The organism is Paenibacillus sp. J22R160 (genome assembly GCF_059692135.1).
In genome coordinates, this window is the sequence record NZ_JCAUAU010000008.1 from 1 (window position 1) to 20,164 (window position 20,164).

The 20,164-nt window shown below is 41.3% G+C and carries 18 protein-coding genes and 1 rRNA gene; 10 read left to right on the top strand and 9 right to left on the bottom strand.

The features are described 5' to 3' along the window. From AC58UW_RS18155 to dnaA, 9 genes are all read right to left on the bottom strand, one after another. A 16S ribosomal RNA gene (locus AC58UW_RS18155) occupies nucleotides 1-70 on the bottom strand; the annotation flags it as partial. A gap of 329 nt (nucleotides 71-399) precedes the next feature. Beyond that, entirely contained in the window at nucleotides 400-1,467 is a 1,068-nt protein-coding gene (locus AC58UW_RS18160; protein ID WP_497422031.1) for an HD-GYP domain-containing protein, read from the bottom strand. Nucleotides 1,468-1,550: 83 nt separating this feature from the next. Next, complete coding sequence (gene gyrA, locus AC58UW_RS18165) at nucleotides 1,551-4,043, bottom strand: DNA gyrase subunit A (protein WP_497422032.1); 2,493 nt, start codon at nucleotides 4,041-4,043, stop codon at nucleotides 1,551-1,553. A gap of 46 nt (nucleotides 4,044-4,089) precedes the next feature. Beyond that, the gene (gene gyrB, locus AC58UW_RS18170) at nucleotides 4,090-6,006 is read right to left on the bottom strand and encodes a DNA topoisomerase (ATP-hydrolyzing) subunit B (RefSeq protein WP_497422033.1); all 1,917 of its coding nucleotides are present in this window, start codon (nucleotides 6,004-6,006) and stop codon (nucleotides 4,090-4,092) included. A gap of 68 nt (nucleotides 6,007-6,074) precedes the next feature. Continuing rightward, a complete protein-coding gene (gene remB, locus AC58UW_RS18175; RefSeq protein WP_127454100.1) occupies nucleotides 6,075-6,323 on the bottom strand; it encodes an extracellular matrix regulator RemB in 249 nt (82 codons plus the stop codon). 5 nt (nucleotides 6,324-6,328) lie between these two features. After that, nucleotides 6,329-7,447: a DNA replication/repair protein RecF gene (recF, locus tag AC58UW_RS18180; protein WP_497422034.1), complete on the bottom strand. Its 1,119-nt coding sequence runs from the start codon at nucleotides 7,445-7,447 to the stop codon at nucleotides 6,329-6,331. Between the two features lie 28 nt (nucleotides 7,448-7,475). Continuing rightward, a complete protein-coding gene (yaaA, locus tag AC58UW_RS18185; RefSeq protein WP_127454096.1) occupies nucleotides 7,476-7,691 on the bottom strand; it encodes a S4 domain-containing protein YaaA in 216 nt (71 codons plus the stop codon). 13 nt (nucleotides 7,692-7,704) lie between these two features. Then, nucleotides 7,705-8,847: a DNA polymerase III subunit beta gene (gene dnaN, locus AC58UW_RS18190; RefSeq protein ID WP_497422035.1), complete on the bottom strand. Its 1,143-nt coding sequence runs from the start codon at nucleotides 8,845-8,847 to the stop codon at nucleotides 7,705-7,707. Between the two features lie 178 nt (nucleotides 8,848-9,025). After that, nucleotides 9,026-10,390 carry a chromosomal replication initiator protein DnaA gene (gene dnaA / locus AC58UW_RS18195; RefSeq protein ID WP_497422036.1) on the bottom strand — a complete coding sequence of 455 codons (1,365 nt, stop codon included), beginning with the start codon at nucleotides 10,388-10,390 and terminating at the stop codon, nucleotides 9,026-9,028. Nucleotides 10,391-11,024: 634 nt separating this feature from the next. On the opposite strand from dnaA, the gene rpmH reads away from it, so the two are divergent. From rpmH to AC58UW_RS18245, 10 genes are all read left to right on the top strand, one after another. Next, a complete protein-coding gene (gene rpmH, locus AC58UW_RS18200; RefSeq protein ID WP_028557239.1) occupies nucleotides 11,025-11,159 on the top strand; it encodes a 50S ribosomal protein L34 in 135 nt (44 codons plus the stop codon). Between the two features lie 137 nt (nucleotides 11,160-11,296). After that, entirely contained in the window at nucleotides 11,297-11,656 is a 360-nt protein-coding gene (rnpA, locus tag AC58UW_RS18205; protein ID WP_497422037.1) for a ribonuclease P protein component, read from the top strand. A gap of 71 nt (nucleotides 11,657-11,727) precedes the next feature. Further along, nucleotides 11,728-12,501: a membrane protein insertase YidC gene (gene yidC / locus AC58UW_RS18210; protein ID WP_235959431.1), complete on the top strand. Its 774-nt coding sequence runs from the start codon at nucleotides 11,728-11,730 to the stop codon at nucleotides 12,499-12,501. Further along, nucleotides 12,498-13,115 (top strand): RNA-binding cell elongation regulator Jag/EloR, encoded by a 618-nt coding sequence (jag, locus tag AC58UW_RS18215; RefSeq protein ID WP_145665519.1) that lies wholly within the window; start codon nucleotides 12,498-12,500, stop codon nucleotides 13,113-13,115. Before yidC ends, jag begins: the two co-directional genes overlap by 4 nt. A gap of 73 nt (nucleotides 13,116-13,188) precedes the next feature. Beyond that, on the top strand, nucleotides 13,189-14,565 hold the full coding sequence (gene mnmE / locus AC58UW_RS18220) for a tRNA uridine-5-carboxymethylaminomethyl(34) synthesis GTPase MnmE (RefSeq protein ID WP_497422038.1): 1,377 nt from the start codon (nucleotides 13,189-13,191) through the stop codon (nucleotides 14,563-14,565). Nucleotides 14,566-14,614: 49 nt separating this feature from the next. Beyond that, a complete protein-coding gene (mnmG, locus tag AC58UW_RS18225; RefSeq protein ID WP_497422039.1) occupies nucleotides 14,615-16,507 on the top strand; it encodes a tRNA uridine-5-carboxymethylaminomethyl(34) synthesis enzyme MnmG in 1,893 nt (630 codons plus the stop codon). Between the two features lie 3 nt (nucleotides 16,508-16,510). Continuing rightward, nucleotides 16,511-17,236, top strand: coding sequence for a 16S rRNA (guanine(527)-N(7))-methyltransferase RsmG (gene rsmG / locus AC58UW_RS18230; protein WP_497422040.1), 726 nt, complete (start codon nucleotides 16,511-16,513; stop codon nucleotides 17,234-17,236). A gap of 247 nt (nucleotides 17,237-17,483) precedes the next feature. After that, nucleotides 17,484-18,302, top strand: coding sequence for a nucleoid occlusion protein (noc, locus tag AC58UW_RS18235; RefSeq protein WP_497422041.1), 819 nt, complete (start codon nucleotides 17,484-17,486; stop codon nucleotides 18,300-18,302). Between the two features lie 157 nt (nucleotides 18,303-18,459). Continuing rightward, nucleotides 18,460-19,218, top strand: coding sequence for a ParA family protein (locus AC58UW_RS18240; protein ID WP_127454079.1), 759 nt, complete (start codon nucleotides 18,460-18,462; stop codon nucleotides 19,216-19,218). Further along, nucleotides 19,215-20,087 (top strand): ParB/RepB/Spo0J family partition protein, encoded by an 873-nt coding sequence (locus AC58UW_RS18245; protein WP_497422042.1) that lies wholly within the window; start codon nucleotides 19,215-19,217, stop codon nucleotides 20,085-20,087. Before AC58UW_RS18240 ends, AC58UW_RS18245 begins: the two co-directional genes overlap by 4 nt. The last annotated feature ends 77 nt before the right edge of the window (nucleotides 20,088-20,164 follow it).

Genomic DNA, 20,164 nt, shown 5'->3' on the forward strand with positions numbered 1-20,164 from the left:
TCCGCTCGACTTGCATGTATTAGGCACGCCGCCAGCGTTCGTCCTGAGCCAGGATCAAACTCTCCATAGTAGAAAAGCTTAATTGTACTCATTGACTTGCTAGCGAGATTACAAATAATCTCTATTTTTGAACGATTTCTCGTTCGTGCTTACTCACTCGTTGTTCAGTTTTCAAAGATCAATTTCTTCCTTATTAACCCTTCGCTCTTCAAAGGCGACTTGATTAATATACCACATCGGCCTAACCGATTGCAAGAACTTTTTTTCAGTTACTTTCGTTCTTTCGTTCGACCGCCGAAGCGACAAGGAGTAATATAACAAATCTAGAAACAGAATGCAAGCATTTTTTATATTCTTTTATAAAAAAAGAAAAACCCCTGGTTAAGGGGCTCCTCGTCTTTATATTTGTCCGATTACTTCCTGTATAAATATGCTTCTCTCTAGCGTTAAATTGACGATCATTCCATTGACATTTACCCAAGGCCTTGTCGGCTGTGAGCGATCCGAGAATATAATCTCTCCAACACGATTATCACTGAGTTTAACAAGTGTCCCATTGCTAATTTGTGTAGACTTGTTAATGAATACTTGAACCAAGGTTGGATCTACTTTTCCGAATGATTCCGTAAAGAGCTGCTCCAACACAAGGTAAGGAGAAAGAGCTGTTTTGTGATAACGCTCGTTCGTCATCGCATTATAAATATCAGCGATCGCGACGATTTTAGCGTAAATATGAAGCTTGTCGCCTTTCATACCTAAAGGATAACCCGATCCATCCTCACGCTCGTGATGTTGAACCGCTGTTAATTTAACACCCTCGTTGATCCCAGAAATGTTTTTCAGGATCTGATAGCCCATCAACGTATGCTGTTTGATCTCCTCCATCTCAGACTCCATCAAGCGACCCTTTTTCTCCAGGATGGATGAATCCACTTTGGAAATGCCGATATCATGCAAGAGACCGGCTAGTGCGATTTGCATTAAATCTTTCTGCGGAAGTCCATGCCATCTAGCCAAACAATACGAGGTCAAACTAACCATGATGCTTTTATGATATATGTAATCTTGCAAATTGCGATTTTTGGGAGTAAATGTGAGTACTTTGTAGGTATCGATATGTTGAATAAGTGCTTCAAGCCCGTTACGAATATCTAGGATGGGTAAAGGTTGTCCGCCATTGGCAAGCAAAAAAACGCGTTTAAGCAGCTTTAACATGTTCTGATATTCTATATAAAAAGGAGGAACTGAAGGGACTTCTTTCACTTTCGCATCCTCAATGGCTCCCTCCGGCTCAACGCCGTTCTTTGATTCAATATAAACAGAAGCAATGAAAAAAGCTTTTAGAATCTCAAGATCTCTCTCGTTAAGGATTTTCCCTTTATTGAAGAGAACATTCCCCAATTTCGTTGTTACATTGTCTCCTAGTTTTTCCCCATACTTTAATTGAGAAACGGCTACTGTCGGCACGATCGCTCACTCACCTTACTTTATCTTATACATGCTATTGTAAAGTAAAAGGGATGGGTTTGTAAGCCCATCCCTGCAATTTATTATTCTGTATCCGTCGACTCAGTTTCGGATTCTTCCCAATCGCCGTCTTCTTCGTTTTCATTTTGGTCTTCGTTCTTCTGTACGCGCGCCAAGGTTCCAACTTCATCATCTTCACGAATGTTGATAAGACGTACACCTTGGGTGTTACGACCCATAACCGAAATACCATCCATACTTGTGCGAATGACCGTGCCGGAAGCGGTAATAATCATGAGATCTTCGTCCTCTTGAACGACTTTAAGACCCACCACAGGACCATTCTTATCCGTGACGTTTAAGGTTTTGATCCCTTTACCACCACGTGATTGGATACGGTATTCAGAAACAGGCGTTCTTTTACCGAAGCCCTTAGACGTTACAATCAATACACTATTATCTTCATGGACTACGTCCATGTCGATTACAGCGTCTTCCTCATCGAGCTGGATACCTTTTACTCCAGTAGCTGATCTACCCATCGAACGTACATCTTGTTCTGGGAAATGGATCGACATGCCGAGTTTGGTCCCCATAATGATACCTTGATTGCCGTCGGTTAATTTAACACCGATGAGATCATCGTCCTCACGCAAGTTAATAGCGATTAGACCGCCTTTACGGATATTGGAGTAATCGTCAATTGGCGTTTTCTTCACAACACCTTGCTTCGTTGCAAAGAACAAGAATTGATCTGTTTCGAAGCTCTCAACCGGGATTACCGCATTGATCGTTTCACCTTGCTCGATCTGGATCAAGTTAATGATCGGTGTTCCACGCGCAGTTCGGCTCAAATCTGGAATCTCATAAGCTTTCAACCGATACACTTTACCTTTATTCGTAAAGAACATAAGGTAATGATGCGTATTCGTTACGAACAAATGTTCCACAAAGTCGTCGTCTTTGGTCCCCATACCGACAATTCCGCGCCCTCCGCGTTTCTGGTTCTTATACGTGGTGACGGGTAGTCGCTTAATATAGCCTGTATGCGTAATCGTAATTACGACATCTTCACGTGGAATGAGGTCTTCATCTTCGATGCTTTCCTCACCAATTGTAATTTCGGAACGACGTTCGTCACCGAATTTCTCTTTTATTTCATTGAGTTCTTCGCTAATGATTGCTAGAATCAGCTGCTCGTCAGCAAGAATCGCTTTAAGTTCAGCGATTTTCTTCATGAGCTCTTCATACTCAGCCTCAATTTTTTCACGCTCTAACCCGGTTAAACGCTGTAGGCGCATGTCCAGAATAGCTTGAGCTTGATCATAGCTCAAATTAAACGTGCTCATGAGGCCATCTCTAGCTTCCTCGGTTGTTCTGGAAGCACGAATCAAAGCGATAACTTGATCTAGATGATCCAATGCGATCCGCAAGCCTTCCAAAATATGAGCGCGCGCCTCTGCTTTGCGCAATTCATACTCTGTTCTGCGGCGAATGACTTCCTGCTGATGCTGAAGATAGTAATGCAGCATCTCACGAAGATTCAATACTCTTGGTTGGCCATTAACTAGCGCCAACATGATAATGCCGAAGTTAGACTGCATAGCCGTCTGTTTAAACAAGTTATTCAGAACGACATTCGGATTCACATCTCGGCGAAGCTCGATTACAACACGCATTCCGTTGCGATCCGATTCATCGCGAAGATCTGTGATACCATCAATCTTTTTCTCACGAACGAGTTCAGCAATCTTCTCAACTAGTCTAGCTTTATTTACTTGATAAGGCAGCTCATTGACAATGATTCTAGCCTTGTTATTATTTTCTTCAATGACGGTTCTAGCCCGCATTGTAACAGAGCCTCTACCTGTCGTGTAAGCTTGTCTAATACCTTCACGGCCGAGAATGAATCCAGCCGTAGGGAAATCCGGCCCTTTGATCGCTGTCATCAGCTCTAAAGGCGTTATTTCAGGATTCTGGATCAGCATCTGAATACCCTCAATAACTTCTCGGAGGTTATGCGGAGGAATATTCGTAGCCATACCTACCGCGATACCTGAGCTTCCGTTCACAAGCAAGTTTGGAAAACGAGAGGGGAGAACAACAGGCTCTTGTTCCTCACCATCGTAGTTGGGCGCATAATCGATCGTCTCTTTGTTGATATCCCGTAGAAGTTCCATCGCAATTTTGGATAGACGAGCTTCCGTATAACGCATGGCTGCCGCCATATCGCCGTCGATTGACCCAAAGTTACCATGACCGTCAACGAGCATGTAACGAAGAGAGAAGTCTTGTGCCATCCGAACCATGGTTTCATAAACAGCTGAATCCCCGTGTGGATGATACTTACCGATAACTTCGCCGACAATTCTCGCTGATTTCTTATATGGTTTATCTGGAGACATGCCCAGTTCAGACATCGCAAATAGAATACGACGATGAACTGGCTTCAGGCCATCCCTTACATCTGGCAGTGCACGACTGACAATGATACTCATCGCATAGTCTAAGAAGGATGTACGCATTTCGGTAGAAATGTCAATTTCTTTGACTTGCGAACGTAATTCTTCGCTCATGAATGTTCCTCCTGAAAGCTTACATCGTTAACAACGTCTAAGACGTTTAGACATCTAGATTTTTCACGTAAATTGCGTGTTCCTCGATGAAATCTCTTCTAGGTTCTACGTTATCTCCCATCAAAGAATCAAAGAGCGTATCCGCTTCAATCGCATCTTCGATCGTCACTTGCAGCAAGGTGCGGCTTTCTGGATCCATCGTGGTTTCCCATAATTGCTCAGGATTCATTTCACCTAGTCCTTTGTAACGCTGTACATTGACTTTGGCACCCTCACCAAACTCTTGCATGATCGCTTCTCTTTGCTTTTCGTTGTAGGCATAGCGTATGGTTTTATTTCTTTCCAATTTGAAAAGTGGAGGCTGTGCAATATATACATACCCGGTTTCAATCAGCTTTTTCATGTATCTGTAGAAGAACGTAAGAAGGAGTGTACGAATATGCGCTCCGTCAACGTCGGCATCTGTCATGATAATAATTTTGTGATAACGAGCTTTATTGATATCGAAATCATCACTGATCCCCGTACCAAAAGCCGTAATCATCGCCCGAATCTCCGTATTAGATAAAATACGATCCAATCTGGCTTTCTCAACGTTCAAAATTTTTCCGCGAAGTGGAAGAATCGCTTGGAAGTGACGATCACGTCCTTGCTTAGCTGATCCGCCCGCAGAGTCGCCTTCTACGATGTAAATCTCACTGATAGAAGCATCCTTGGAGGAGCAATCTGCAAGTTTACCTGGCAATGCGCTTACTTCCAGAGCACTTTTACGACGAGTCAGTTCTCTCGCTTTACGTGCCGCTTCTCTAGCTCTTGCTGCTTGAATTCCTTTTTCCAAGATGCGCTTGGCAACCGCTGGGTTTTCTTCCATGAAAGTTTGCAGTTTCTCAGCAAATAAAGACTCAACAATACCGCGGACTTCGCTGTTTCCTAGTTTCGTTTTGGTTTGACCCTCGAATTGAGGCTCCGGAATTTTCACGGAAATAATCGCAGCTAGCCCCTCACGGACATCATCACCGGAAAGGTTAGAGTCGCTTTCTTTCAGAGAGTTCGATTTACGTGCATAATCATTCAATATCCGCGTCAGCGCGCTTTTAAAGCCTGATTCGTGGGTACCGCCTTCATGGGTATTGATGTTATTTGCGAAAGAGTAAATGTTCTCCGTATAGCTGTCGTTGTACTGCAGCGCAATCTCGATAGAGATATTATCCTTGGATCCCTCTACATAGATCGGCATCTCATTGACGACTTCACGATTTCTATTCAAATGCTGTACGAAGGAAATAATCCCGCCCTGGTACATATGGGTTGTAACCGTATCCGTGCGCTCGTCGATTAAATTAATCTCGATTCCTTTGTTTAGAAAAGCTAGCTCTCGAATCCTCGATTGAAGAATATCAAAGTCATATTCCGTCGTCTCTTTGAAAATCTCAGGATCTGGCTGGAATGTAACTTGCGTGCCTGTCTCTTCGGTTTCGCCGATCACTTTCACGTCATACTGCGGCGCGCCGCGGCGGTACTCTTGTTGATGGATTTTGCCCTCACGCTTTACTTGCACAGTAAGATGCTCAGACAACGCATTAACAACGGAAATACCTACCCCGTGCAGACCCCCCGATACCTTATAACCGGAGTCATCTCCACCGAACTTACCGCCGGCATGAAGAACCGTAAGAACAACTTCCAATGTCGGACGCTTGAGCTTCGCATTTTCACCGACAGGAATGCCACGGCCATTATCAATAACGGTAACGCTATTATTCTTATGAACTATAACATCAATCTTGGTACAGAAGCCGGCTAATGCCTCATCGATACTATTGTCGACAACTTCCCATACGAGATGGTGAAGTCCACGGGCGCTTGTCGAGCCAATGTACATGCCCGGCCGTTTTCGTACGGCCTCTAACCCTTCAAGTACCTGAATCTGACTGTCATCGTACGCATTTTGATTCACGGACATGTTAATCTCCACCTGCTTTTTTATAGTGAGATAAACCTCTTATACTCTCTTATGTGAACAACAAAAGGTTAGTTCGTTAACAAAAGATGCGCTCTTTTCTTGAGCGTGGTAGAGGAGATTGGGGAATAATACACCTTACTCTTCGTAACAACGAGTGATTTGCATTCTTCCTCACCGATTTTTTCTGTTTTTTTATCCTTAACAGCTTGTTGAATGAATTGTTTCGATATTTTTGAAGACTTTTCTATCGAGATATCGAATATAGCAATCAGTTCGGAAGCTCGAATAATTTTTTCTCCACCCAAATGAATAAACATGCTCCTCAGCTCCTGCCACTTACATTTCCTTTCAAAACATGAAACACGGAAGCATGGTTCAGTTGGTCCAAATGGACACTCTCTAGACCCGTCGTGGTGATAAACGTTTGCACTTTTTCCTGAAACGTGCGGATCAACTGCGTCTGCCTATATTCATCAAGCTCTGAAAGCACATCATCAAGCAATAAAAGAGGATATTCGCCAACTTCCTCATGGATGAGTTCAATTTCCGCCAGCTTAAGGGAGAGTGCAGTTGTTCGCTGCTGCCCCTGAGAGCCGTAGGTTTGGACTTCTTTGTCGTTGATGTAAAAAAGAAGATCGTCGCGATGAGGGCCAACTAGTGTAACGCCTCTTCGGAATTCCTGATCTCTGACCAATGATAACTTTATCATAAATTGGTTTAATAAAACAGATTCATCTTCAAACGAGCCCATGTCAAACGAAGGGGAATATCGGATGAGCAGCTCTTCGCTGTCATTCGTAATTCCTCGATGTATCGTTTCAGCCCATTGTTGCAGCTTCTTAATAAAGTTTTGACGCTTTTTCATAATTTTAACACCATACAGCGCTAATTGTTCATTCCAAATGTCCAACATCGCGTCTGGAGAGCCTTTTCCCGCGAAATTTTGCTTTAAATAATTGTTACGCTGAAGCAAAATTTTCTGATATTGCGATAGATCGTAGAGATAGGAGGGCTGCACTTGGCCAATCTCCATATCTAGAAATCGCCGTCTTATACCAGGCGTGCCTTTGACAATTTCTAAATCCTCCGGCGCAAACATTACAACATTGAGTGCACCAATAAAGTTACTGAGCTTTTTCTGCTCAAGCCCGTTGATTTTGGCTTTCTTGCCTTTGGATGAAATGGAGAGGTCCAGTTGGCAACTGCCATATCGCTTTTGAATTTGTGCATGCAGCTGTGTTTGTTCGCCGTTCCAGCCTATTAGTTCTTTGTCTTGATGTGTACGATGTGATTTGGTCATTGCCAAAACATAAATGGATTCCAATAAATTCGTTTTTCCTTGTGCGTTAGGTCCAACAAAGATATTAACATTGCTATCTGTGGTCAACTCGATCTGATCGTAATTTCGGTAAGACTTAAGCGCGAGTCTGTTCAAAAACATGATTACTCATCCTCCTGGCTTGGCCCAATCAGGAGCTAACGACTTCGAATTGTCCGAAACCCTCCACGGTAACGATATCTTTCGGTACGAGTTTCCGTCCTCTGCGATTTTCTGCTTGTCCGTTCACTTCGATTTTTGTATCCACAACAAAAAATTTGGCTTGTCCACCTGTGGATATGCAGTCCGATAATTTGAGAAACTGCCCGAGTGTAATGTAGTCCGTGTTAATGGCGATTTGCTTCATACTGGAGCACTCCTTAATTCGTAGTTCGATATGGCAAGATCAGCTGTAAAATGTTTGTTGAATCTTGCGGCTTCATGATGATAGGCTGCATAGCTCCAGTAAATCCAATATGAATAAACTCTGAGTCGAGAACTTTGAGCGCATCAAGCATGTATTTGGAGTTAAATGAGATTTTCAGTAGATCGCCGACAATGTGTTGCAGGTCAATTTGCTCCGTCACTTTGCCGAGCTCGGAGGAGCTGGATGAAATCTCAATCGTTTGGTCTTCCAGCATCATCATTTTAACAATATTCGTCTTATCTTCTTTGGAAAGGAGGTAAGCGCGATCGATGGCTTCAGCCAATTCTTTTGTTGGAACGACCATTTCCGTTTGAAATGACTGAGGAATGAGCTTCGATGTATCCGGATAAGTACCATCCAAAATACGTGAATAAAATAAAATAGAATGAATTTTGAATAAAACTTGATTGTCCGAAATAACTATATCTATAAGTGAATTTTGATCAGGCAAAATTTTGCTTAATTCATTTAGTGTTCGGCCTGAAATGACAATATTAGGCAAATTTTGCGCATTATCGTTATCAACAGTAACTTCTCGGCTGGCAAGACGGTGGCGATCACAAGCAATAAACTTCAGTTTATCACCAGTGATATTCCAAAGTACACCTGTAAGAATCGGTGTGGACTCATTTGTAGATACCGCATAAGACGTTTGTTTAATCATTGTTTTGAGCAAATCGCTTGGAAGACGCAGCATTTTGCTTTCTTCGATTTCTGGCAGCAGCGGATATTCATCTGGATCAAGTCCCATTATTTGAATTTCGGAAGAACCTGAACGAATAATGGTTTGAAAATTATGACCTACTTCAATTTCAATGAGTTGAGCAGGGAGTTTACGAATAATTTCAACGAAAAATTTAGCTGGAAGCACGACACTCCCGGCTTGAAATAACTGAATGATTTTGTTAGTACCATTTTCGCTTGGTGTAAAGCTTTGAATCGAAATATCGGTATCGCTTGCCGTAAGGGTTACACCGCTTAAGGTTGCATCTATTTTTATCCCTGTAAGGATAGGAATTGTTGTACGTGACGATATGGCTTTGGAAACGTGACCAATGGATTCTATTAAATGGTCTTTAAGGATCGTTAATTTCATGACTTCACTCCTGCAGTTCTTTTTTGGGGTGCGTTAGCATATCTATATATAATATCATTCTTTATTAGTAATAGCAGTAGGGGCTCTGGATATGTGGATATGTGGATGAACCGTATATAAAGCAAGCCTATCCACATGTGCATAGATTGTGTATAGGCTCACCCGAAATCAAATGTTATTAAGAAGGGTTTTTGATACGCTCCGTTAGATTATGAACGATCTTATAGAGCTCCTGATCCACTTGCAACATTTGCGATATTTTTTCATGGGCATGGATAACCGTTGTATGGTCGCGGCCACCAAAATTATCTCCTATTTTCGGCAAAGAGAAGTCCGTCAGCTCCCGTGCCAGGTACATTGCGACCTGTCTAGGGAAAGCTACGGCTTTAGTTCGTTTGCGCGCTTTAAAATCCTCGAGCTTTAATCCATAGAATTCACCAACACGCTGCTGAATATCCTGTATGGTTATGACCTTTGGCCGGTTCGATGGAATAATATCTTTCAAAGCCTCGGCGGTCAAATGCACGCTAATATCCTGATTAATTAGAGAGGAGTAGGCAACTACCCTTATTAGAGCACCTTCCAGCTCACGAATGTTCGTATCGATTTGATTCGCGATGTAGATCATCGCTTCATTCGGAATTTCAAGGTTTTCTGCTTTCGCTTTTTTACGCAAAATCGCGATGCGCGTCTCTAAATCAGGTGGTTGGATATCGGTAATCAAGCCCCACTCAAACCTAGAGCGCAAGCGGTCCTCCAGCGTTGGGATCTCTTTGGGAGGCCGGTCACTGGAGATAATAATCTGCTTACCTTCTTCATGAAGAGCGTTAAATGTATGAAAAAATTCCTCCTGCGTACCTTCTTTACCGGCGAGGAATTGAATATCGTCAATTAATAGCACATCGATTGTTCTATATTTATTGCGGAACCCTTCGCCGCGGTTATCACGGACAGCATTAATGAATTCATTCGTAAATTTCTCTGATGAAATATATAAAACACGGGCCCCAGGGTTATGTTCCAGCACGTAATGACCGATTGCATGCATTAAATGAGTTTTGCCTAAACCAACGCCTCCGTATAAAAACAGTGGATTATAGGCTTTAGCTGGTGCTTCGGCCACAGCTAAAGAAGCTGCATGCGCGAATCGATTGCCTGATCCGATAACGAAGGTATCGAAGGTGTATCTCGAATTCATCATATTCGTGAAATTTTCTTCGCCGGCCACAATGGCGGGACCCTTAGGCGGTATGACAGCCGGTTGAGTCGAGGCGGATTGAGCTTTCTGTTCTTCGGTCTCGATGATGAACTTCACGGATACGTGTTTGCCGGTGAAATCATAAATTGTGCCTTCAATTAGCTTCGTGTAGCGGCTTTCCAACCACTCCTGGGCAAAATTGTTGGGCGCACAAATAACGACAGTCGAGTCATTGAAAACTGTCGCTTTGGTCGATTTTAGCCAAGTATCGAAGCTAGGTTTGCTGAGTTTGGTTTGGATAATCGTTAAGATTTGCTGCCATAAATCCGTAGAATGGCCTTCCACAGTAATTCACTCCTTTAAAATCAAACATGTGGCGTAAGGCCAGGTTTCAGAAAATGTGGGCTGTGTATAAATCATTATGGTTGAAGCTCTAACTGGAGCGATCCGATATAGACTTAGATTGAACGCAATCAGAGTATATTCTGCGCGATTTACGGCGAAAAGAACCTTCATGTCTGATGGGGTCAAAAAAGGACGGCTTTTGTCGTTTTATCCACATTATTAAGAATCGGTTAAAATGACTTATTCTTGTAGAGGGAATTTTGTTCACAATGTTATCCACAGACTGTTGATAAAACGGAGAAAAGGTCGTGTGTATCCACAACAGAAACATTATCATCTTAACAAAAGATAGCCTGTTAATCAACGGATTGTTTGGTATTATCCACAATTACAACAAGTTGTGCATAGAAATTGTTCACAACACAAGATATTGTTAATAATCTGTTGATTTTCGACAAGCTTCTCTTTTCGGTGGATAAATTTTATACACAGGTTATTCTTTTTCGATTTTATGTGATTGATTTGGCATTTACTTCTGAACGCTCGGGTAGGTTGACTTTCTTCAGTGATATATGATTTAATGAGTAGTAGAAATTTTGTAGGATGGATATCCTCAGGTAGGGAGGTGCTATAGATGGGTCCGACGTTTAACCCGAATACGAGAAAGCGTAAGAAGAATCATGGTTTCCGTAAAAGAATGAGCACGAAGAACGGTCGTAAAGTTCTACAAGCTCGTCGTCTTAAAGGAAGAAAAGTTCTTAGCGCGTAAAAAGAGGCTCCGGAAGGGGCTTTTTTTTTTGCATTTAGATGGATCAGTTTATATGCCGTCATTTCGGTCAAAAATAGATAAGATGCCTAATAACTATTTAGCTTATCTGATGTTAACGGTCTGGAGCGTACATGTCTGTGGAAAAAGAATATAGATTAGCTAAAAGAGAAGACTTCAATAAGATTTATCGATATGGCAAATCAATGGCCAACCATCAATTTGTTCTTTATTATTTACCTCAGCCCAAATTGGAGAATTTCCGACTAGGCATATCTGTGAGTAAAAAAGTAGGGAATGCGGTTGTCCGGAACCGCTTGAGACGAATGGTGAAAGAGATCATCCGTTTGAAAAAAGAAAACTTGATGCCGCATTATGATTACATTTTGCTGGCCAGGAAACCCGCAGTAGATATGGAATATGCCGAGATGGAAAAAAGCATTTGGCATGTAATCCGAAAAGCTTCTTTATTAAAAAGAAACGACACAATAAAAAAGTGAAGCATTATTTCTTTTCGCGCTTAAATTGTGTTATAGTTTATGTTGGAAAAGATATTTAGGAGGATCTCATTTTGACTCGTCGACTCTATTTGCTTGCAGCTCTTTCTGCGTTGATCTTATTGTTGTCAGGATGTAGTCCTAGTAGCGCTGCTATGGCACCAATTGATCCTAATACGGCAGGTTTTTTTGTAAAATATTTCGTGTACCCGCTTTCGCAGACACTCGACTGGTTCGCCGTCAAGTTATGGGGTCAATATGGCTTATCCATTTTGGTCGTAACCCTAATTATTCGTCTCATTATTTTGCCTCTGACGCTGAAACAGTATAAGAGCTCTAAACGGATGCAAGAGTTGCAGCCTGAGATGAAGAAGCTTAAAGAAAAGTATAAAGATGATGCGAAGAAGCAGCAGGAAGAAACAATGAAGTTATTTCAGTCAAATGGTGTGAATCCGTTAGCTGGGTGTTTCCCAATCATTGTTCAAATGCCAATTCTAATTGCGCTTTATCAAGCTATCATGCGTAATGATCATATTCGAGAGCATACTTTTTTATGGATGAATTTAGGACAGCCCGATCATTATTACATTCTTCCGATAATTGCCGCGGCAACAACATTCGTTCAACAAATGTTTATGTCTTCTCAAATGAATCAACAAATGAAAAGCTTACTATACATTTTCCCGGTTATGATTTTCGTGATGTCCATGAATTTCGCAGCTGCGCTGCCACTTTACTGGATTTACGGTAATATCTTCACCATTATTCAGTCTTACTTTATTTATGGTTCTCCTGGAAAGCAAAAAAATCCTGGATCTCAAAATAATAAGGGTGGCCTGTCCAAATGAAAAAAATTGTGGTGACTGGAAAAACTATTGAGTTAGCGGTTAAAGCCGGTCTTTCTCAATGGCAGGTTTCGGAGGATCGTGTAAAGATTCATATTTTGGAACAACCCTCTCGTGGGTTGTTCGGGTTTATTGGTTCCAAAGAAGCTAAGGTAGAGCTTGAATTGATACCAGATCCGCTTGAGGAAGCCATTGCTTTCTTACAAGATATGTTCGAAGCGATGAAAATTTCCATCACCATAGACACGACAAAGGATCGCGAAGGCTACCAGTTGAATATGAGTGGTTCGGAGCTAGGTATTTTGATCGGTAAAAGAGGACAAACACTTGATGCGCTGCAATATTTAGTGAATATTGTTGCAAATCGTTATGCAAATTCGCATTTTCGGATTATTTTAGATGCAGAGAATTTCCGAGATAGACGTAAAAAGACGTTAGAGGAGCTAGCTTTAAGGTTAGCGAATCGTGTCATAAAGTCGAAAAAAGAAGTTATTTTGGAACCGATGAACTCGCAAGAACGCAAGATTATTCATGCTGAATTGCAAGGACATCCCGTTGTCAAAACATATAGCAAAGGCGAAGAACCGAATCGTCGGGTCGTGATCGCCGTCAAATAACCTTAGCCGCAATGACATGAGCATAAGTCATTGCTTTTTCTTTAAGATGAGGTAAATTCGAGGTGTAAATACTATGTTAAATGATACGATTGCTGCTATTTCTACGCCGCTCGGTGAGGGTGGGATAGCGGTTATTCGTGTGAGCGGAGATGAGGCAGTTCCACTGGTGGAGCGCGTTTTTCGCTCAAAAACGAAATTATCTGATGCTGAGACGCATACGGTACATTATGGATTCATTATAGAACCTGCTTCTGCCGAAAAGGTAGAGGAGGTTCTCGTTACATTAATGAAAGCTCCGCGTTCTTTTACAATGGAGGATGTAGTCGAAGTCAGTTGTCACGGCGGCATTGTTTCCGTAAAGAAGGTATTGGATTTATTGCTGCAGCAAGGGATTCGTTTGGCGGAACCAGGTGAGTTCACGAAGCGAGCCTTCCTTAATGGTCGGATCGATTTGACACAAGCAGAAGCTGTTATAGATTTGATTCGTGCCAAGTCGGACCGAGCTTTTAAAGTGGCATTAAAGCAGGTTGAAGGTAATTTGTCGAAGCAAATCAAACATTTGCGATATGTGTTAGTAGAATTGATGGCCCACGTGGAAGTCAACATTGATTACCCAGAGCATGATGTTGAAGAAATGACGAATGCTTTCATAAAGAGTAAATGTGATACGGTTATGATTGAAATTGACCGTCTTTTGGTGACCGCTGAGCAAGGCAAAATTCTGCGTGAGGGCATTGAAACGGCCATTGTTGGCAGACCGAATGTAGGAAAATCGTCATTGCTGAATGAGTTGGCGCAGGAGAATAGGGCGATTGTTACGGATATTCCAGGAACAACTAGAGATGTCATTGAGGAGTTTGTTAATGTTGGCGGTATTCCGCTCAAGCTGTTAGATACAGCGGGGATCCGAGAAACGACAGATATTGTGGAACAAATCGGAGTGGAACGATCGAAAACAGCTTTGGCTGAAGCAGATTTAATTTTACTGGTGCTTAATAGTAATGAAGAGCTTCAATTAGATGAGATTGCACTGATGAAGCAATTAGCTGCTAAGCAAACGATTGTTATTTTGAATAAGATTGATTTAAGTCGAAAGTTAGATATCGAGCAAGTATTGAGTTATTTTCCACAGGAACGTATTGTCGAGTTATCTCTGATTGAGAATAAAGGTATTGATCATTTAGAAAAAGCGATTGCCGCGATTTTCTTTGAGGGCAAACTAGAATCAAGTGATCTGACGTACGTCAGCAACGTTCGACATATCTCATTGTTGAAGCAAGCGAAACGCTCGTTACACGATGCGCTGGAGGCTAACGAGCAATACGTGCCTATCGATATGATTCAAATAGATATCCGCGCAGCTTGGGAGCAGCTTGGAGAGATTATTGGTGATTCTGTAGGGGAATCGTTGATCGATCAAATTTTTACACAATTCTGCTTAGGTAAATGAAAACCGACAGCATTTTCGTTTTCATAAAAGAGGGAGGGACTTTTAAACTATGGGATATCATGCAGGTGATTATGATGTTATTGTCATCGGAGCTGGACACGCGGGATGCGAATCTGCTCTGGCATCTGCCCGGATGGGCTGTAATACACTACTTTTAACAATTAATTTGGATATGGTTGCTTTCATGCCTTGCAATCCATCTATTGGTGGTCCTGCTAAGGGCCACGTTGTTCGTGAAATTGACGCGATCGGTGGCGAAATGGGTCGTAACATCGACAAAACGTATATTCAAATGCGTATGTTGAATACAGGGAAAGGTCCAGCTGTGCATGCGCTTCGTGCTCAAGCCGACAAATTTTCGTATCAGCATAAAATGAAAGAAACAATTGAAGCAACGCCAAACTTAACGTTACGTCAAGGTATGGCTGAAGAACTCATTGTCGAAGAGGGCACAATTAAAGGTGTTATTACCAAAACAGGCGCTGAGTATTATGCAAAAGCAATTGTTCTTACAACGGGAACTTACCTAAGAGGGAAAGTTATCATGGGCGAACTTATGTACGAGAGCGGCCCGAACAATCAACAACCTTCTGTGAAGCTATCCGAATCTCTGCGCAAACTAGGCTTTGATCTCGTTCGTTTCAAAACGGGAACTCCGCCGCGTGTTCATAAAGATTCTATCGACTTCAGTAAAACGGAAATTCAACCTGGTGATGATGAGCCTAAGTTTTTCTCTTTTGAAACAAAATCAGGTGCTCCTAATGAACAATTGCCTTGTTGGCTAACGTATACATCTGAAGAAACACACAATATTATTAACTCGAATCTTCATCGTGCCCCCATGTTTTCTGGTGCGATTGAAGGTACTGGGCCAAGATACTGCCCATCTATCGAAGATAAAATTGTTCGTTTTGCCGATAAACCGAAGCATCAAATTTTTCTAGAGCCGGAAGGGCGTAATACATCCGAGTACTATGTACAAGGTTTATCTACGAGTATGCCGGAAGATGTGCAGCTTGGCATTCTACGCTCAATCCCGGGTCTGGAAAAAGTAGAAATGATGCGTACCGGTTATGCCATAGAATATGATGCGGTAGTGCCTACTCAATTAAAGCCTTCCTTAGAAACTAAGCTTGTTAGCGGATTGTTTACTGCTGGTCAAATCAACGGAACTTCTGGATATGAAGAAGCAGCTGGCCAAGGGGTTATGGCCGGGATTAATGCGGCTCGTAAAGTTCAAGGTAAAGAAGCGGTTGTTTTGGATCGATCCGAAGGGTATATCGGTGTTCTTATTGACGATTTAGTTACAAAAGGGACAAATGAACCATATCGTTTATTAACATCACGTGCTGAGTATCGGTTGCTGCTTCGCCACGACAATGCTGACTTACGCCTAACACCAATTGGTCACGATATTGGGTTAATTTCTGAGGAACGTTATGCGACTTTTTTAAAGAAAAAAGCATTAGTGGATCAAGAGATTGAACGTTTGAGTACGGATAAAGTTAGACCGGAACCGCATGTTCAACAGCTATTAGAAAGCTTGGAAAGTGTAGTATTAAATAATTCAGTTCCAGCAATTGGGCTGCTTCGTCGTCCAGAAATCGAATATAAGCATATTGAGCAAATGTCTCCTTCACCGCTCGAGTTAGATGATGAAATGAAGGAACAAGTTGAGATTCAAGTAAAATATGCCGGCTACATTGAGAAGCAAAGTAATCAAGTTGAGCGCCTACGTAAAATGGAAAAGAAAAAGATTCCGGATGATATCGAATATAGCGAAATTCATGGGATTGCAACGGAAGCTAAGCAAAAGCTCGCTAAAATCCGTCCGATCTCGATTGGTCAAGCATCGCGTATTGCAGGTGTTACTCCATCGGATATTTCTATCCTTCTTGTGTATTTGGAACACTATAACAGAGTCACAGCGGCTAGAGGTTAACATATGGATGCTATTCAACAACAATTCGTTCAATTTTTAGAAAAGCAACAGATAGCTCTTTCTACTCTACAATTGGAGCAATTTGAATTGTACTATAAGACACTTGTAGAGTGGAATGAGAAAATGAATTTAACAGGAATTACAGAGAGAGAGCAGGTTTACTTAAAACATTTCTATGACTCTCTTTCTGTTTCTTTTAATTATGATATGAGCTCTGTATCTACGATTGCAGATATTGGCTCAGGCGCGGGGTTTCCAAGTATTCCTTTAAAAATTGCTTTCCCTCATCTAAAGGTTACGATCATTGATTCTTTGAATAAGCGAATTTTATTTTTAAGAGAGCTAGTTTCACAGTTAGGTTTATCTGATACGGAATGCGTACATGGTAGAGCAGAGGATATTGCTAGATTACCTAAATATCGTGATCAGTTTGACCTCGTTACTGCTAGAGCTGTCGCAAGACTTCAAGTGTTGAATGAATTCTGTCTTCCTTTTGTGAAGAAGGATGGCACATTTATTGCAATGAAAGGCTCAGAGATTGAAGAGGAGTTAAGTGAGTCCTCTTATAGTTTATCTGAGTTGAAGGGGAAAGTTGTTAAAGTCCTTAAGATGCAACTGCCTATTGAGGAATCAATGAGGCATTTTGTAGAAATTCATAAACTCGCTGCTACACCAACTAAGTATCCTAGAAAGGCTGGAATTCCACTAAAAGAGCCTCTTATGAAGTAGTGAAAATGTTCCACGTGAAACATTATTCATTTAAGTTTCACAATTGCTTTAAGCAGGAAATCTGGCTTCAATGAAGAATATATTATAGTAAGAATCTATTCTATTTGTAGTGAGTTTATGTGATTGCACTTGTCATACTTCGCCGTATTTTTGACAAGCGTTTTCGTTCTGTAGGACGAAGAGGTCGTCTATCTTTGGATCGTCATGGTCGCTTAAACTACGGGAAGAGTTGGTGGTAGGGTTTCCTATGAAAGAACAAATTTCAAAGTTATTTGGACTTACTGATCGTTCGTCGACGGATGAAGTCAAAAACATACCAGTAAATACTATTATTCCAAGTCCATATCAACCTAGGATCTTATTTGATGATGATCGTATTGATGAATTGTGTCAAACGATACGGACACATGGCGTTATTCAGCCAATCGTTGTCAGAGTCAAAAACAATACATTCGAGCTCATTGCCGGAGAAAGACGTTTAAGAGCTGTTAAGAAACTAGGCCTTGATACGATTCCTGCAATTGTGCGAGATTTTAATGATTCTCAAGCTGCATCCATTGCTCTAATTGAGAATCTGCAACGTGAGGGATTGACTGCAATTGAAGAGGCTGCCGCTTACCAACAGTTGATTGAGATGCATGATTTGACACAAGAGAGTTTAGCACAACGTCTTGGCAAGAGCCAATCAACAATTGCGAATAAGATCCGCTTACTAAATCTAAGCGAACCTGTCAAGATGGCTTTGATGGAACGGAAGATTACGGAGCGCCATGCGAGAGCATTGCTTGCTCTGGATCAAGAAGAAATGCAAGTGAAAATTCTCGAAGAAGTCATTGCTAAAGAGCTGAACGTTAAACAAACAGAGATTAAGATTAACTTTTTAAAGGAAGCTACAAAGATTAAAAAGTCTCGTCGGGTATCTTTTTCTAAAGATGTTCGATTAGCTTTGAACACCATACGTCAATCCGTTGAGATGGTTACAAGCTCAGGTTTGAATATTAACACGTCTGAGAAGGATCATGAGGATCACTACGAAATCATAATTAAGATTCCTAAAAATAATTGAGCATTTATTGCTACCTTAAACGGCGCAAGCCGTTTTTTTGCATCTTATGAGATAAAACTATCAAATATAGATAAGGTAACTGAATGGTAGATATGTTAAGATAGATATACTGCTTTAGTATGGCATTTGGAACATAAGCGATTGAGGTGAAATGGTTTTGTCTAAAATTATAGCAATAACGAATCAGAAGGGTGGCGTCGGCAAGACGACAACTTCTGTGAATTTGGGTGCTTCCTTAGCTTCACTTGGGAAGAGAGTGCTTCTCGTTGACATCGATCCACAGGGGAATACGACTAGTGGTATCGGAGTAAACAAGGCCGATGTCGTGAATTGCATCTATGATGTGCTTATTAACGATGTTCACCCCAAAGATGCAACAGTGGATACGAACGTTCCAAATCTTAAGATTGTACCTGCTACAATTCAACTAGCAGGAGCTGAGATTGAACTTGTTCCAACAATCTCAAGGGAAGTGCGTTTGAAGAAATCATTGCAACTTGTTAAACATATGTATGATTATATCCTTATTGATTGTCCACCGTCGTTAGGTCTTCTTACAATTAATTCTTTAACTGCTGCTGATTCCGTTATCATTCCAATTCAATGTGAATACTACGCGCTTGAAGGATTAAGCCAACTGCTTAATACAGTTCGCTTAGTTCAAAAGCATCTTAATACAGGGCTTCAAATTGAAGGTGTTTTATTGACGATGTTTGATGCTAGAACAAACCTCGGCATTCAAGTTATTGAGGAAGTTAAGAAATACTTTCAGACAAAAGTTTATCAAACGATTATCCCGCGGAATGTTCGCTTAAGCGAAGCTCCCAGTCATGGACAATCCATAATTACTTATGATCCTAGATCAAAAGGCGCGGAAGTGTATTTAGAGCTTGCGAAGGAAGTGATCTCGATATGACCAAAGGCCTAAACAAAGGTTTAGGTAAAGGGCTGGATGCTTTAATCACATCACTACATATTGATGAAAGCGATAAGGTTATTCAAATCCCTTTAGCGCAATTGAGAGCTAACCCTTATCAACCTAGAAAGCATTTTAACGAAGATAGTATTAAAGAGTTAGCTGATTCAATTAAAGAACATGGTGTTATTCAACCTATTATCGTCCGTAAGGTTCTTAAAGGATATGAAATCATTGCTGGTGAGCGTAGATTCCGAGCTTCTCAGGTTACGGGAATCGCGACAATTCCAGCAGTCGAAAGAAACTTTACGGATCAACAAGTTATGGAAATCGCATTAATTGAGAATGTTCAGCGGGAAGACCTAAATGCAATGGAGATTGCTTTTGCTTATCAGGGAATTATCGATTCGTTCTCGTTAACTCAAGAAGAGCTGTCAGCTAAGGTTGGAAAAAGCCGTTCACACATCGCGAACTTCCTAAGACTGCTTCAATTGCCAGAATCAATCAAACAATATGTTTCACGTGGAACATTATCCATGGGTCACGCAAGGGCAATTGTTGGTGTCAAAGATGATAAAATTAAAAAAGAACTTGCGGAAAACACTATCAGCAAGCAATGGAGTGTCCGCGAGCTTGAAGAAGCAGTGAAAATGCTGGAAGAACCACCAGGCCAGGAAAAAGAGAAAACGAAGCAAAAAGAAAAGAATAGAGATCCCTATATTAACCAAGCTGAGGATCAATTAAGAGATATTTACCGCACAACGGTGAAAATCAAGAGCCAGCAGGATAAGGGAAAGATTGAAATTCTCTACTATTCAAAAGACGACTTGAACCGTCTGCTAGAATTGCTTCAAGGCAAAATCTCTTAAAATTAGATAGCATACCGATGGTTTTCTTTCGAACAGAAAGATCAAACTAAGGTATGCTATATTTATGAGTGGAATTC

What these genes read in the sequence shown, in the direction of transcription:
- dnaN (WP_497422035.1), bottom strand. Translation starts at nt 8,847, where the DNA reads ATGAAATTAACGATCCTTAAAGACCATTTAATAGAATCCATTGGTCAC.
- gyrA (WP_497422032.1), bottom strand. Translation starts at nt 4,043, where the DNA reads ATGAGCGAAGAATTACGTTCGCAAGTCAAAGAAATTGACATTTCTACC.
- AC58UW_RS18245 (WP_497422042.1), top strand. Translation starts at nt 19,215, where the DNA reads ATGACCAAAGGCCTAAACAAAGGTTTAGGTAAAGGGCTGGATGCTTTA.
- recF (WP_497422034.1), bottom strand. Translation starts at nt 7,447, where the DNA reads ATGTTTTTGAACAGACTCGCGCTTAAGTCTTACCGAAATTACGATCAG.
- mnmE (WP_497422038.1), top strand. Translation starts at nt 13,189, where the DNA reads ATGTTAAATGATACGATTGCTGCTATTTCTACGCCGCTCGGTGAGGGT.
- rsmG (WP_497422040.1), top strand. Translation starts at nt 16,511, where the DNA reads ATGGATGCTATTCAACAACAATTCGTTCAATTTTTAGAAAAGCAACAG.
- rpmH (WP_028557239.1), top strand. Translation starts at nt 11,025, where the DNA reads ATGGGTCCGACGTTTAACCCGAATACGAGAAAGCGTAAGAAGAATCAT.
- jag (WP_145665519.1), top strand. Translation starts at nt 12,498, where the DNA reads ATGAAAAAAATTGTGGTGACTGGAAAAACTATTGAGTTAGCGGTTAAA.
- mnmG (WP_497422039.1), top strand. Translation starts at nt 14,615, where the DNA reads ATGGGATATCATGCAGGTGATTATGATGTTATTGTCATCGGAGCTGGA.
- remB (WP_127454100.1), bottom strand. Translation starts at nt 6,323, where the DNA reads ATGTTTATTCATTTGGGTGGAGAAAAAATTATTCGAGCTTCCGAACTG.
- yaaA (WP_127454096.1), bottom strand. Translation starts at nt 7,691, where the DNA reads ATGAAGCAAATCGCCATTAACACGGACTACATTACACTCGGGCAGTTT.
- noc (WP_497422041.1), top strand. Translation starts at nt 17,484, where the DNA reads ATGAAAGAACAAATTTCAAAGTTATTTGGACTTACTGATCGTTCGTCG.
- gyrB (WP_497422033.1), bottom strand. Translation starts at nt 6,006, where the DNA reads ATGTCCGTGAATCAAAATGCGTACGATGACAGTCAGATTCAGGTACTT.